Below are 14,816 nucleotides of genomic sequence, written 5' to 3' on the forward strand. Positions count from 1 at the left end.
GCTACGTTCCTCCGCGGAAATACTAAGAGATAAAATATTGCGGGAGGAAATAAATAATGAGCTGGACAAATATATTTTTAGTTGTTCAACTTGTTTTTGGTGTAATTGTCGGATTATATTTCTGGCATTTACTTCGAAATCAACGAACACAAAAAGTTTCAATTGATCGAGAATCGAAAAAAGAATTAGAACAGCTTCGTAAAATGCGTGAGATTTCTTTAACAGAGCCGCTAGCAGAAAAGGTGCGTCCTACAACCTTTTTAGATATTGTAGGGCAAGAGGACGGGATTAAGTCGTTAAAAGCGGCTCTTTGTGGTCCGAATCCGCAACATGTAATCATATATGGCCCGCCAGGTGTTGGGAAAACAGCGGCAGCACGTCTTGTATTAGAAGAAGCGAAACGAAATCCTAAATCTCCATTTCGTACGAATGCAACATTTATTGAACTTGATGCGACGACAGCTCGGTTTGATGAACGTGGTATCGCAGACCCTTTAATTGGTTCGGTGCATGATCCGATTTATCAAGGTGCTGGGGCGATGGGACAAGCAGGTATTCCGCAACCGAAAAAAGGTGCTGTAACAGATGCGCATGGTGGTATTTTGTTTATTGATGAGATTGGCGAACTCCATCCGATTCAAATGAACAAAATGTTAAAGGTGTTAGAAGATCGAAAAGTATTTTTAGAAAGTGCGTACTATAGTGAAGAAAATACGATGATTCCAACATATATACATGATATTTTCCAAAAAGGCTTACCGGCAGATTTTCGCTTAGTTGGAGCAACGACACGTTCGCCAGAGGAAATTCCTCCTGCTATTCGGTCACGTTGCTTAGAAGTATTTTTCCGTGAATTAGATACGGAAGAAATTCAAAAAGTAGCGAAAAATGCCGCGGAAAAAGTAGAAATGCAAATAGGCGAAAATGGTATTGAAATGATTGGGATGTATGCAAGAAATGGACGAGAAGCGATTAATCTCGTGCAAATCTCTGCTGGTATGGCGATAAATGAAGAACGTTCTTTCATTAAAGATGAAGATATAGAGTGGGTTGTTCACTCAAGTCAGCTTACACCGAAATACGAAAAGCACATTTATCCGATTCCAAGGATTGGTCTTGTAAATGGTCTTGCTGTATACGGACCAAATACAGGTGCGTTATTAGAAATTGAAGTAACAGCAATTCCGGCGAAAGATAAAGGGTCGGTAAATGTTACCGGAATTGTAGAAGAAGAAAGTATTGGTAGTCAAACGAAATCGATTCGCCGTAAAAGTATGGCAAAAGGCTCTGTTGATAATGTATTAACAGTACTTCGTTCTTTAGATGTGTTGCCAGAAGGATACGATATACATATTAATTTTCCAGGTGGTATCCCAATTGATGGACCTTCTGCAGGAATCGCTATGGCAACAGGTGTATATTCTGCGGTGCATCGCACATATGTAAATAATGAAGTAGCGATGACAGGTGAAATAAGTATACACGGAGAAGTAAAGCCTATTGGTGGCGTGTACGCAAAAATAAAAGCTGCGAAAAAAGCGGGAGCTAAGAAAGTCATTATTCCTGCTGAAAATATGCAACCATTTTTGTATACTATAAAGGGAATCGAAATTATTCCTGTCCGTAAGTTAAAAGAAGTATTTGAGTTAACATTTATGCAAGAAAATGCGCATAGAGAGCTAGATGTACATACTAACGTAGACGAAACAGATGCACAATCTATGTAAAAATAAACAATAATAAAATTTGCCAGACTTCGTTTAAGTTTGTATGCTTAATCGGAGTCTTTTTTCTTTTCGTGAGGTAGAAAAATAAGCTATTTATAATTGCGAGGAATCTCAGCAATTGCATCTAGGTGTATTGTAATATAAAATAGTTGAACAGGAGTTTAATTTATTATGGAGGTGCTATGTCTAGTATGAATACGAACGAAAGAATCGTGCCCCTCCTACCATTAAGAGGCGTTCTCGTATATCCAACGATGGTTTTGCATCTTGATGTAGGACGTGATAAATCGATACAAGCACTAGAGCAGGCGGCAATGGATGAAAATATCATCTTTTTAGCAATGCAAAAAGAAATGAATATCGATGATCCGAAAGAAGATGACATATATAGTGTAGGTACAGTGGCGAAAGTCAAGCAAATGTTAAAATTGCCGAACGGTACGCTTCGTGTCCTTGTGGAAGGTTTACATAGAGCAGAAGTAATAGAGTTTATCGAAGAAGAAAATATAGTACAAGTGTCTATTAAAACGGTAACTGAAGAAGTAGAAGATGATTTAGAAGAGAAAGCTCTTATGCGTACGTTACTGGAGCATTTCGAACAATATATTAAAGTTTCGAAAAAAGTTTCAAATGAAACATTTGCAACGGTAGCTGATGTAGAAGAACCAGGGAGATTAGCTGATCTAATTGCTTCTCACTTGCCGATTAAAACGAAGCAGAAACAAGAGATTCTAGAGATTGTATCTGTAAAAGAACGATTACATACACTTATTTCAATTATTCAAGATGAACAAGAGTTACTTAGCCTAGAAAAGAAGATTGGACAAAAAGTGAAACGTTCAATGGAGCGCACGCAAAAAGAATATTTCTTACGTGAGCAAATGAAGGCGATTCAAACTGAACTTGGCGACAAAGAAGGTAAGGGCGGAGAAGTAGAAGAACTTCGTGAAAAAATTGAACAGTCAGGAATGCCTGAAGAAACAATGAAGGCTGCGCTGAAAGAATTAGATCGTTATGAAAAGTTACCAGCAAGTTCTGCGGAGAGTGGTGTTATTCGCAATTATATTGATTGGTTATTAGCGCTTCCGTGGACAGAGGCAACAGAAGATATAATTGATCTTGCTCATTCAGAAGAGATTTTAAATAACGATCATTACGGTCTTGAAAAAGTGAAAGAGCGTGTACTTGAATATTTAGCTGTACAGAAGTTAACGAATTCATTAAAAGGACCTATCCTTTGTTTAGTAGGCCCTCCTGGGGTCGGCAAAACTTCGTTAGCGCGTTCAATTGCAACATCATTGAATCGTAAATTTGTCCGTGCATCTCTTGGTGGTGTGCGTGATGAATCTGAAATTCGTGGTCACCGCCGTACATATGTTGGAGCAATGCCAGGACGCATTATTCAAGGTATGAAAAAGGCGAAAACAGTTAATCCAGTCTTCTTATTAGATGAGATTGATAAAATGTCTAACGATTTCCGTGGAGATCCATCAGCGGCATTACTTGAAGTATTAGATCCAGAACAAAACCATAACTTCAGTGATCATTACATTGAAGAACCATATGATCTATCGAAAGTTATGTTTGTAGCAACCGCTAATACACTTTCAAGTATTCCAGGTCCATTACTTGACCGTATGGAAATCATTTCGATTGCTGGCTATACAGAACTTGAAAAAGTACACATTGCTCGTGAGCATTTATTGCCGAAACAATTAAAAGAGCATGGCTTACGAAAAGGTAATTTACAAGTGCGTGATGAGGCGCTTCTTGAAATTATTCGTTATTATACACGTGAGGCTGGTGTTCGTACGCTAGAACGCCAAATTGCAAAAGTTTGCCGTAAAGTAGCGAAAATTATCGTTACAGCAGAACGTAAACGTATCGTTGTGACAGAGAAAAAGATTGTTGATTTACTTGGTAAACACATATTCCGTTATGGGCAAGCTGAAAAAACAGACCAAGTTGGTATGGCAACAGGTCTAGCTTACACAGCAGCAGGCGGCGATACACTTGCAATTGAAGTTTCTGTAGCGCCAGGAAAAGGGAAACTAATTTTAACGGGGAAACTTGGGGATGTTATGAAAGAATCAGCACAAGCTGCGTTTAGTTATATACGCTCTCGTGCAGAAGAGCTTCAGATTGACCCGAATTTCCATGAGAAAAATGATATTCATATTCATGTTCCAGAAGGAGCAGTTCCAAAAGATGGACCGTCAGCAGGTATTACGATGGCAACGGCACTTATTTCTGCACTAACAGGTATTCCTGTAAGTAAAGAAGTAGGTATGACAGGTGAAATTACACTTCGTGGTCGTGTATTACCAATTGGTGGCTTAAAAGAAAAAACATTAAGTGCTCACCGCGCAGGCTTAACAAAAATTATTTTGCCAGCAGAAAACGAGAAAGATTTAGATGATATTCCAGAGAGCGTAAAAGAAAACCTTACGTTTGTGCTTGCATCTCATTTAGATGAAGTATTGGAGCACGCATTAGTAGGAGTGAAACAATGAAAGTAACAAAAGCAGATATTGTAATTAGTGCTGTTAAACCAGAACAATATCCAGACAGTGATTTACCAGAAATTGCATTAGCAGGTCGTTCAAATGTCGGGAAGTCTTCCTTTATTAATAAAATTTTAAATCGTAAAAAGTTAGTGCGTATTTCTTCTAAACCAGGAAAAACGCAAACACTGAACTTTTTCTTAATCAATGAGATGATGCATTTTGTTGACGTTCCAGGTTATGGATATGCGAAAGTGTCTAAATCGGAGCGCGCGGCATGGGGGAAAATGATTGAAACGTACTTTACAACGCGTAAGCAATTAGACGCAGCTGTATTAGTAGTTGATTTACGTCACCAACCAACAAGTGATGACGTGATGATGTATGATTTCTTAAAGCATTATGAAATCCCAACAATTATTATTGCGACGAAAGCCGATAAAATCCCGAAAGGGAAATGGCAAAAGCATTTAAAAGTTGTAAAAGAAACGCTTGCTGTTGAAATTGGCGATGAAATCGTTCTATTCTCTTCTGAAACAGGACTTGGAAAAGAAGAAGCGTGGAAGGCAATTCATAAAATGACAAAAACAAAAAACGCGTGACGAATGTCGCGCGTTTTTTTCTTTATATAAGCTGTTAACGTACGTTTAATGTAACTTCAATATTACCTCGTGTTGCTTTAGAGTAAGGACATACACCGTGGGCCGCTTCTACAAGTTCTTTTGCTTCGCTATGTGAAACGCCAGCGACATGTACATCAAGCACGGCAGATAGGCCAAAACCACCATCTGTATCTTTTCCGATAGAAACGTGAGCGGTTACTTCTGTACTTTCTACTTTCATACGTTTTGTACGAATGACAAGTTGTAATGCACTATCAAAACAAGCTGCATAACCAGCTGCAAATAGTTGTTCTGGATTTGTTGCTTCTCCGCCTGCACCACCTAGTGCTTTCGGCATTTTTACATCAAGATTTAATATGCCATCATCTGAAACTACTTTCCCATTTCTTCCACCTGTTGCTGTTACTGAAGCAGTATATAATTTATCCATATTTATTCCCCTTTTCCATCATTAATTGTTTTCATTGTTTCAATTAGTTTATTTAGCTCAATTAATAAAGAGCGATATTCTTGCTCTGTAATTCCTAAATTTGTAGCCATCGTTGTCGGTAATGAACAAGCCTTTTCCTTTAAATCTTTGCCTTGTTCTGTTAATTCAATACAAACTTTTCGCTCGTCTTCTTTGGAACGAACACGTTTTACAAGTTTTAATGATTCCATTCGTTTTAACATAGGTGTTAACGTACCGGAATCTAAAAATAGACGTTCTCCAATTTCTTTTACTGTTAGTCCATCTTGCTCCCATAGTACGAGTAAAGTAATGTACTGGGGATACGTAATACCCATCTCTTCTAAATAAGGTCGATAAAAACGAGTAACCTCTCTAGAACAGGCATAAATAGAAAAACAAAGTTGGTTATCTAGATGCAAAGAGTCCTCTGTCATACATAACTCCCTTCTAATTAAGTTGTGCACAATTTAATTTTGTAAAATCAATATAACGAAAAAGAAATAAAATGTCAAATACATTGTATTGAGAAAGTGTTTGCTACATTTTGGAACAATCATACATATTTTCCTTCATGATGAAAGAAGATAGGAAAGATAATGTTATAATTTATATGGAATAGTTTCCATCACTTGATTATGAGGACTTTTTTTGGTAACGTACAAATAGAGTTATTAATTTATAATCATTATAAAGTAGAAGATTTTTTTATTAGTTTACTGAATCTCCTTTATTACATACGGAGAATAATTAAAAAATAATCGGTTGTTCACACGATTGTCAGATTCATAAGAGGAAAGTTGTATTATGATAGTAGATAAAGTGATAAAACGGGTGAAGGGGGACATGCTGCGTGCATATTCTTGTTGTTAGTGTAAATTATCGAACAGCCCCTGTAGAATTTCGTGAGAAACTCACATTTCAGGCAGCAGAGCTAGAGCGAGCGATGACTACATTACAAAATCAAAAGAGCGTGTTAGAGAATGTCATTGTATCAACTTGTAATCGCACTGAGATTTATGCTGTTGTCGATCAATTACACACGGGACGGTATTATATTAAGAAGTTTTTAGCTGATTGGTTTCAGCTTGAAATAGAAGAAGTCGCGCCATATTTAACTATTTTTGAACAAGATGGTGCAATAGATCATTTATTCCGCGTAACGTGCGGTTTAGATTCGATGGTAGTCGGAGAAACACAGATTTTAGGTCAAATAAAAGATAGCTTTTTAGAAGCGCAACAAGTTAAAGCAACAGGCACAATTTTTAATGAATTGTTTAAGCAAGTCATTACATTAGCAAAACGTGCCCACTCAGAAACAACAATCGGGGAAAGTGCAATGTCTGTTAGTTATGCTGCTGTTGAGCTTGGAAAGAAAATATTTGGCGAGTTAACAGATTGTCATGTGCTTATTCTTGGTGCTGGTAAAATGGGCGAACTTGCACTGCAAAACTTATATGGAAGTGGTGCTCGTAAAGTAACAGTTATGAATAGGACACTTTCGAAAGCAGAAGTAATGGCTGAGAAATATATGGGACATGCAAAATCGTTAAGCGAATTGCAATGTGCATTATTAGAAGCAGATATTTTAATTAGTTCAACTGGTGCATCTGAGTATGTCATTACGAAAGAGATGATGACAAAGGTGGAGAAAATGCGCTCTGGTCGCCCTTTATTTATGGTTGATATTGCAGTACCACGTGATATTGATCCAGCGATTGATGAGTTAGAAGGTTCTTTTTTATATGACATTGATGATCTGCAAGGAGTAGTGGAAGCAAATCGTGCTGAGCGTTTGAAAGAAGCGGAGAAAATTCAATTTATGATTGAAGAGGAAATTGTTCTATTTAAAACGTGGTTAAGTACACTTGGTGTTGTTCCATTAATATCAGCTCTTCGTGATAAGGCACTTGCAATCCAAAGTGAAACGATGGTAAGCCTAGAGCGAAAAATACCAAACCTTAGTGATCGTGAGAAAAAAGTCATTAGTAAGCATACGAAAAGTATTATTAATCAATTATTAAAAGACCCAATTTTAGTAGCGAAAGAAATAGCTGCTGAAGAGGGAGCGAGCGAAAAATTAGCGTTATTTGCGAAGATTTTCGATTTAGAAACGGAAGAAGTAGAGAGTCGTGCGGAAGAAGTAGAACATAAAAGAGTGTGGACACCATCCGTTCCATCTTTATAATTTGGAAGGATGATCGGATGAGTTTTTTAAATAACAGTATTATTTATCATATTGCAATTATTTTATATGCTTGTAGCATTAGTTTATATTTTATAGATTATTTCCAAAGTAACCGAAAGGCGAACCGATTTGCTTTTTGGTTACTTTCGATTGTATGGGTATTGCAGTCTATTTTTATGTTGCTTAGGGCGACAGATTCAGAAACGAACCCCATTTTAACTTTATTATCAGGGATTTATTTTTATGTTTGGTTATTGATTACGATGTCGTTAGTCATAAATCGATTTATGCGCGTTGACTTTTTAGTCTTCTTTACAAATGTTGTTGCATTTGGCGTAAGCGCTTTTTCTATTTTTACACCGCTCGGAAAGATGTCGCCAGTACTTGCAGAGCAATTAGTTTCAGAACTTGTATACGTGCATGTTGGAATGGCGATTATTTCTTATGCAACGTTTACGGTATCATTTATTTTTTCTATTATGTATTTACTGCAATATCGCCTATTAAAAAAGAAAAAGTGGAATGCGAGATTAAGAAGGTTAGGGAATTTACCGAAGCTTGAATCTACGTCTTACGGATTAAATTTATTTTCTGTTCCATTTTTCTTACTAGCAATTTTATTAGGATGTATATGGGGATATACAAAATTAGATAATTTTCATTGGTATGATACGAAAGTAATTGGTTCGTTTGTCGTTCTATTTGTATACTGTGCGGGCTTGTATTTAAGAGCGGCAGATGTATTGCAAGGGAAGAAAATTGTACTGTGGAATGTAGGGGCCTTTCTCGTAATGCTAGTTAACATTTTTTTATTAAGTAGTTTATCTAATTTCCACTTTTGGTATTTATAATGAGGAGAGAGAATTATGCGCAAAATTATTGTAGGGTCACGAAAGAGTAAGCTAGCATTAACACAAACAAACTGGTTTATTGATCAGTTAAAAGCACTTGGTTTACCATATGAATTTGAAGTGAAAGAAATTGTCACCAAAGGTGATGTGATTTTAGATGTTACTCTTTCAAAAGTAGGCGGAAAAGGTTTGTTCGTTAAAGAAATTGAGCATGCGTTACTTACGAAAGAAATCGATATGGCTGTACATAGTATGAAAGATATGCCAGCCGTACTTCCAGAAGGGTTAATGATTGGCTGTACACCAAAGCGTGTTGACCCTCGTGATGCTTTTATCTCAAAAAATGGAGCATCGTTTAAAGAGTTAGCGGAAGGTGCTATTTTAGGTACGAGTAGTTTAAGACGTAGTGCACAGCTACTCGCTGCGAGACCAGATTTACAAGTGAAGTGGATTCGCGGAAATATCGATACACGTTTACGTAAATTAAAAGAAGAGGATTACGATGCGATTATTTTAGCGACAGCTGGATTACAAAGAATGGGCTGGGATGATGAAGTTATTACAGAACATTTAGATGAAACGTTATGTGTACCTGCTGTAGGACAAGGTGCATTAGCGATTGAATGTCGTGAGGATGATAAGGATTTATTGCAGTTGTTAGCGCATATGAATGATGCGATAACAGAAAGAACAGTGGCAGCGGAGCGAGTATTTCTTCATAAACTTGAAGGTGGATGTCAAGTTCCAATCGCTGGATATGCAACCCTTAAAGAAAACGATACAATCGAATTAACAGCTCTTGTTGGCTCTATGGATGGCTCTGTTTTATTAAAAGAGACAGTAGTAGGTACTAATCCTGAGGAAGTAGGATTAGAAGCCGCGGGCCGTTTAATTAAACAAGGCGCCAAAGAACTCATTCTTGCTGCAAATAAGGAGCAACAATAAATATGAACGCTCTCGCTGGAAAAACGGTATTGATTACACGTGCCCAGCATCAAGCGAAACAAATGAGTGTAGCAGTGAAAGAAAAGAGCGGAATTCCATTGGAAATTCCGCTTTTGCATATGGAAGGTATGTCTCATAGGCAAATTCAACATATTGAAGGGCAGCTACATTCGTATGACTGGGTTATTTTTACGAGCAGAAATGGTGTAGCTTTTTTTCTAGATAGTTTGAACAAGAAACTACCGCTAACCATTAAAATCGCTGCGGTAGGTGTGAAAACAAAATTAGAGTTAGAAAAAAGGGGCTATCAAGTTCATTTTGTTCCAACTTCATTTGTTGCAGAAGCATTTGCAGAAGAGTTTCTAAAAGAATTAAGTGGAAACGAACGTATTTTATTTCCGAAAGGGAATATAGCAAGAGAGGTAATTCCGGTTGCACTTCGGGAAATTGGTGTTTCTCTAGATGAGCTAATCGTATACGGTACGAAAGTGAATATAGAAAAAAAGCAAGAGCTTATAGCGGCATTGAAGTTAGGGAAAGTAGACATTATTACATTTACGAGCCCTTCAACTGTTACTAGTTTTGTTCGTTTACTTGAGGGTGCAAACTGGAGAGAATGGACAAAAAAATGTACAATTGCTTGTATAGGACCTATTACGGAAAAAGAGGCAAGTCGTTATTTTCCGTCTGTTATTGTGCCGAAAGAGTACACTGTAGAAGCATTACTACAATGTGTTTGTGAATCTATAAAATGAAAGAATGGGGATAGAAATCTATGAACTCTTTACAATTTAATCGTCATCGTCGTTTAAGACAAAGCGGTAGTATGCGTGCACTTGTGCGTGAAACGTTTTTACATACGGAAGATTTTATTTACCCTATTTTTGTATTAGAAGGTGAAAATGTTCGTAATGAAGTTCCTTCTATGCCAGGCGTATATCAAATGTCTTTAGATTTATTGCAAGCTGAAATGCAAGAAGTTGTTGATTTAGGTATTCGTTCTGTTATTGTATTTGGTTTACCTGCTGAAAAAGACGAAGTTGGATCATCAGCATATTGTGATCATGGAATTGTACAACGTGCTATTCAACAAATTAAAGGCGATTTCCCTGAGCTAGTAGTAGTTGCAGATACATGTTTATGTCAATTTACAAGTCATGGTCATTGCGGTGTAATTGAAGATGGTATTATTTTAAATGACGAGTCTCTTGCAGTTCTTGCGAAAACAGCTGTAAGTCAAGCGAAGGCAGGAGCGGACATTATTGCACCATCAAACATGATGGACGGCTTCGTAACAGCAATTCGCCATGCATTAGATGAAAATGGTTTTGGACACGTGCCAGTTATGTCGTACGCTGTGAAATATTCATCAGCGTTTTATGGGCCCTTCCGTGATGCTGCGCACGGTGCGCCGCAATTTGGTGACCGTAAAACATATCAAATGGACCCAGCGAACCGTATGGAAGCATTCCGTGAAGCAGAATCAGATGTAATGGAAGGGGCTGATTTCTTAATTGTAAAGCCAGCTCTTTCTTACTTAGATATCATTCGTGATGTGAAAAATAACTTTAATTTACCAATCGTTGCTTACAACGTAAGTGGTGAATATTCAATGATTAAAGCGGCAGCGCAAAATGGTTGGATTAATGAAAAAGAAGTTGTGCTTGAAAAATTAATTAGCATGAAACGTGCAGGAGCAGACTTAATTATTACGTATCATGCGAAAGATGCAGCAAAATGGTTGCAAGAAGGAGGCGTTAAATAATGAAAAAGTTTGATAAGTCAATTGCAGCGTTTGAAGAGGCGCAAGATTTAATGCCTGGTGGCGTAAATAGCCCAGTTCGTGCCTTTAAGTCTGTTGGGATGAATCCGTTGTTTATGGAGCGTGGTAAAGGCTCTAAAGTATATGATATTGATGGAAATGAATACATCGACTACGTATTATCATGGGGGCCTTTAATTCATGGGCATGCAAATGATCGTGTTGTTGAAGCGTTAAAATCTGTTGCTGAAAGAGGTACAAGCTTCGGTGCACCGACAGAAATCGAAAATAAATTAGCGAAACTTGTTATTGAGCGTGTACCATCGATTGAAATTGTCCGCATGGTTAACTCTGGAACAGAAGCGACAATGAGTGCACTACGTTTAGCTCGTGGTTATACAGGCCGTAATAAAATCTTGAAATTCATCGGTTGTTACCACGGTCATGGTGATTCGTTATTAATTAAAGCTGGTTCTGGTGTGGCGACTCTAGGTTTACCAGATAGCCCTGGCGTACCAGAAGGTGTAGCGAAAAATACGATTACAGTAGCTTATAATGATTTAGAAAGTGTGAAATACGCTTTTGAACAATTCGGTGATGATATTGCTTGTGTAATTGTAGAACCAGTGGCAGGGAATATGGGTGTTGTTCCTCCGCAACCAGGATTTTTAGAGGGACTTCGTGAAGTAACAGAACAAAACGGTGCACTGCTTATTTTTGATGAAGTAATGACAGGATTCCGTGTTGCTTATAACTGTGGACAAGGTTACTACGGTGTAACACCTGATTTAACTTGTTTAGGTAAAGTAATCGGTGGTGGCTTACCAGTAGGAGCGTACGGTGGTAAAGCAGAAATTATGCGCCAAATTGCGCCAAGCGGACCGATTTATCAAGCTGGTACTTTATCAGGTAACCCACTTGCAATGGCAGCAGGTTATGAAACGTTAGTACAGTTAACGCCAGAATCGTATGTAGAATTTGAGCGTAAAGCTGAAATGTTAGAAGCTGGATTACGTAAAGCAGCTGAAAAACATGGCATTCCACATCATATTAATCGTGCAGGTTCTATGATTGGTATTTTCTTTACAGATGAGCCCGTTATTAATTACGATGCAGCAAAATCTTCAAACTTAGAGTTCTTTGCGGCTTACTATCGTGAAATGGTAGAACAAGGTGTATTCTTGCCACCATCTCAATTCGAAGGTTTATTCTTATCGACAGCACATAGTGACGCAGATATTGAGGCGACAATTGCAGCGGCTGAAATTGCAATGTCAAAATTAAAATAATGTATTAGAGAAAAATCGCTCTCCATAAGGGGAGCGATTTTTTTTATTCATAAAGTAAGCTTTCCCTACATAAATCTGTAATGACATATAGTTTGGGAGGGGGAAAAGAAGTGGCTGCAGATCATTCGTTACGATTTTCATTAAAAGAATCTGTTTGGTTCCAAAAGGGACAGGAAGTCGATGAACTTTTGTCAATTTCGTTAGATCCAGACGTTGAGATAGAAGAGCTTGATCATGAAGTAATCGTGAGAGGGCAATTAGATTTAACGGGAGAGTATGTTGCAAGGCAAGATGATTCGGCGTATTCACTAAGAGAACTATCGCCAGCAAAGTCAATTGATTATGTAGAAACAAGGGAAGATGGGGTTAATGAACTTGTTCATTCCTTTCCGCTTGAAATATCAATTCCGAGAAATCGCGTGAAAGTAATTGAAGAACTATATGTATCAATTGAGGAATTTGATTATGAATTAAAGGAAAATGGTTGCTTACAATTATTAGCGGATATATCTATTACTGGTTTATGTGATGAAGAGAGAAGCGAGGATGAAGAAGAAACGGTGTATGCTGATTTAGAAGAAGATTCAGCGCAAGAGGATGAGAATAGACCGGCGCCCCATGTAGAAGAACCAAAATACAAGGAATCAGATGAGTGGGAAGATTACGCATTTGAACCGTTCCAATTAGAGGAAAGAAAAGAGCAGGAATTAGAAGAAGAGAAAATAGAAGAACATGAATTTGTGGAACGTGAAGAGGAGCAAGAAACAACGCCGCAATTTGAATTGTTCGGACGAAAAGATTTCAAGAAAGAAAAAGCGAAAAAGCAGGAAGAACAAGAAGAAGAGTACTCACAGCGAGATGAAAATGCGCTTTATTTAACAAAACTATTTACGAAAGAACCGGAAGAGGAATTTACAAAGTTAAGAATGTATTTCGTACAAGAAGGGGATACAATTGAATCTATTGCAGACCGTTATGAAACATCGGTACAAAATTTGTACCGTGTCAATCAAACAGAAGATATATTTTTAAATACGGGGCAAATTATTTATATTCCCGTTTCAAGAGTAAAGGCGAAATAAAGAAGTGAGTGTTTTCACTCACTTCTTTTCTTAGAAGTTATGTTTTGAATAGAAAGGGTTATTCGTATGGATATTGAATTGCGAAATCACTATGAACCTATCGTGAGGCAATATAGATTGGATACGCAGCATATGGAAGAGCACGGAAATGTAATGAAAATTTATACGAATCAAGGTCCATATGCACTTAAGAAAATAGAAGGCAGAAAGTTAGAGCGGAATAACTTTCTGCATCATATTCAATATTTGAAGGAGAAAGGTTTTTCAAATTATGTACCTATATACCATGCGACGGATGGAAATTATATTTTAAGTGACGGGACGTATAATTATTATTTAATGCCTTGGTTAGAACGTGCAGAAGGAAATGGTGAGGACAATGATCAATACCATAAAATGTTTCAGACACTCGGAACGTTGCATCAAAAAACTGTGAAGGAAGAAACGTATACGGAAGAAGATTTAGAAAAACATTATACAACTATATCCAATCGCTGGGAAAATGATGGTGAGATGTTAGAAGAGTTTCTCGTAGAATCTGAATCAAAATGGTATATGTCCCCGCTTGAATTGCAATATTGTACGTACTATCATCATGTAATGAGAGCGCGTGAATTTGCAACGAAGCAATTAAATGAGTGGAACGATGCGATGAAAGAAAAAGATAAAACGCGTATTACTTTTGTACATGGTAACGTGTCACTTAATCATTTTTTATTTGACTATGAGCGGAATGGCTATTTTATTAGTTTGGAAAAATCGAAGTTTGCAACGCCTGTGCAAGATATAGTAGGTTTTTATTCACGGTCTTTAAACACATATCCGATCGCAAGAAGTGATCGGTTTGAATGGTTTCAAATGTATCAAAAAAATTTTCCGTTTACGAAAGAAGAGCAACTTCTCATGTTTGCTTATATGACGTACCCATCACAATTTATTCGACAAATCGGTTCGTATAGAAAAAGAAAAGATAATCGCAACGAGGAAAATGAATTGCTGGAAGTAAAGAGTTTGCAACAATCGCATTGGCTCGTTAGCAATATAGAATATTTCCTATCACAATTACAAGCTGCCCAGCAAGGGAACGGGTAAAGTAAAACTTTAATCAGCGGGGCTCCCGCCTAACTTCTTTGCTTCAGCTGAATTTTGATGTAGGGATCTTACTGCCCGCAAATAGCGAGATAAAGAAGATAAGTAGAGAATGCTACTTATCTTTTTTGTGCGCCTGAAAATTCATAGACTTAAATTTATCTTGACGAATAAGGTTTCGTTTTTTACACTATTGTATATAATAATTAACAATCATATAAATGCCTTGAAGGGGAAGAGTATAACATGAAACGTCTTCAGAGAGGAGAATCATTAGCTGGGAGATTCTCTAGATAGTTATGTTAGAA

13 protein-coding genes and 1 other annotated feature (1 of these 14 only partly in view) are annotated in these 14,816 nt (G+C 37.4%); of the genes, 11 read left to right on the forward strand and 2 right to left on the reverse strand.

Features of this window, described 5'->3' with window-relative positions; translation table 11 throughout:
- Nucleotides 1-56: 56 nt before the first annotated feature.
- From lonB to ysxC, 3 genes are all read left to right on the forward strand, one after another.
- Nucleotides 57-1,727 (forward strand): ATP-dependent protease LonB, encoded by a 1,671-nt coding sequence (gene lonB, locus N2V92_RS12530; RefSeq protein ID WP_000119171.1) that lies wholly within the window; start codon nucleotides 57-59, stop codon nucleotides 1,725-1,727.
- Between the two features lie 182 nt (nucleotides 1,728-1,909).
- Complete coding sequence (lon, locus tag N2V92_RS12535) at nucleotides 1,910-4,240, forward strand: endopeptidase La (protein WP_000097281.1); 2,331 nt, start codon at nucleotides 1,910-1,912, stop codon at nucleotides 4,238-4,240.
- Nucleotides 4,237-4,833: a ribosome biogenesis GTP-binding protein YsxC gene (gene ysxC / locus N2V92_RS12540; protein WP_000869118.1), complete on the forward strand. Its 597-nt coding sequence runs from the start codon at nucleotides 4,237-4,239 to the stop codon at nucleotides 4,831-4,833. The genes lon and ysxC overlap by 4 nt, the downstream gene beginning before the upstream one ends.
- 34 nt (nucleotides 4,834-4,867) lie before the next feature.
- Here the strand turns inward: ysxC and N2V92_RS12545 are convergent, their stop codons facing one another.
- Both N2V92_RS12545 and N2V92_RS12550 read right to left on the reverse strand, forming a co-directional pair.
- On the reverse strand, nucleotides 4,868-5,284 hold the full coding sequence (locus tag N2V92_RS12545) for an organic hydroperoxide resistance protein (RefSeq protein ID WP_000359773.1): 417 nt from the start codon (nucleotides 5,282-5,284) through the stop codon (nucleotides 4,868-4,870).
- Nucleotides 5,285-5,286: 2 nt separating this feature from the next.
- Nucleotides 5,287-5,739, reverse strand: coding sequence for a MarR family winged helix-turn-helix transcriptional regulator (locus N2V92_RS12550; RefSeq protein WP_000133913.1), 453 nt, complete (start codon nucleotides 5,737-5,739; stop codon nucleotides 5,287-5,289).
- A 416-nt stretch (nucleotides 5,740-6,155) separates the two neighbouring features.
- On the opposite strand from N2V92_RS12550, the gene hemA reads away from it, so the two are divergent.
- The 8 genes from hemA (at nucleotide 6,156) to ysxE (ending at nucleotide 14,511) form a co-directional block, all read left to right on the forward strand.
- Nucleotides 6,156-7,490 (forward strand): glutamyl-tRNA reductase, encoded by a 1,335-nt coding sequence (gene hemA / locus N2V92_RS12555; RefSeq protein WP_000547868.1) that lies wholly within the window; start codon nucleotides 6,156-6,158, stop codon nucleotides 7,488-7,490.
- A 17-nt stretch (nucleotides 7,491-7,507) separates the two neighbouring features.
- Nucleotides 7,508-8,341, forward strand: a complete 834-nt coding sequence (locus tag N2V92_RS12560) for a cytochrome c biogenesis protein (RefSeq protein WP_000009002.1) — start codon at nucleotides 7,508-7,510, stop codon at nucleotides 8,339-8,341.
- A gap of 15 nt (nucleotides 8,342-8,356) precedes the next feature.
- Nucleotides 8,357-9,286, forward strand: coding sequence for a hydroxymethylbilane synthase (hemC, locus tag N2V92_RS12565; protein WP_001226403.1), 930 nt, complete (start codon nucleotides 8,357-8,359; stop codon nucleotides 9,284-9,286).
- Between the two features lie 2 nt (nucleotides 9,287-9,288).
- Nucleotides 9,289-10,041, forward strand: coding sequence for a uroporphyrinogen-III synthase (hemD, locus tag N2V92_RS12570; RefSeq protein WP_000992324.1), 753 nt, complete (start codon nucleotides 9,289-9,291; stop codon nucleotides 10,039-10,041).
- Nucleotides 10,042-10,061: 20 nt separating this feature from the next.
- The gene (gene hemB / locus N2V92_RS12575; protein ID WP_001087080.1) at nucleotides 10,062-11,051 is read left to right on the forward strand and encodes a porphobilinogen synthase; all 990 of its coding nucleotides are present in this window, start codon (nucleotides 10,062-10,064) and stop codon (nucleotides 11,049-11,051) included.
- Nucleotides 11,051-12,337, forward strand: a complete 1,287-nt coding sequence (gene hemL, locus N2V92_RS12580; RefSeq protein WP_000712938.1) for a glutamate-1-semialdehyde 2,1-aminomutase — start codon at nucleotides 11,051-11,053, stop codon at nucleotides 12,335-12,337. Before hemB ends, hemL begins: the two co-directional genes overlap by 1 nt.
- A gap of 110 nt (nucleotides 12,338-12,447) precedes the next feature.
- The gene (gene spoVID / locus N2V92_RS12585) at nucleotides 12,448-13,419 is read left to right on the forward strand and encodes a stage VI sporulation protein D (RefSeq protein WP_000718525.1); all 972 of its coding nucleotides are present in this window, start codon (nucleotides 12,448-12,450) and stop codon (nucleotides 13,417-13,419) included.
- A gap of 66 nt (nucleotides 13,420-13,485) precedes the next feature.
- The gene (gene ysxE / locus N2V92_RS12590) at nucleotides 13,486-14,511 is read left to right on the forward strand and encodes a spore coat protein YsxE (protein ID WP_000350652.1); all 1,026 of its coding nucleotides are present in this window, start codon (nucleotides 13,486-13,488) and stop codon (nucleotides 14,509-14,511) included.
- Between the two features lie 214 nt (nucleotides 14,512-14,725).
- Nucleotides 14,726-14,816 (forward strand) — a binding site (T-box leader) (it continues 141 nt past the right edge of the window).

Source organism: Bacillus sp. CH_48, from assembly GCF_038008465.1.
Classification (GTDB): Bacteria; Bacillota; Bacilli; order Bacillales; family Bacillaceae_G; genus Bacillus_A; species Bacillus_A thuringiensis_S.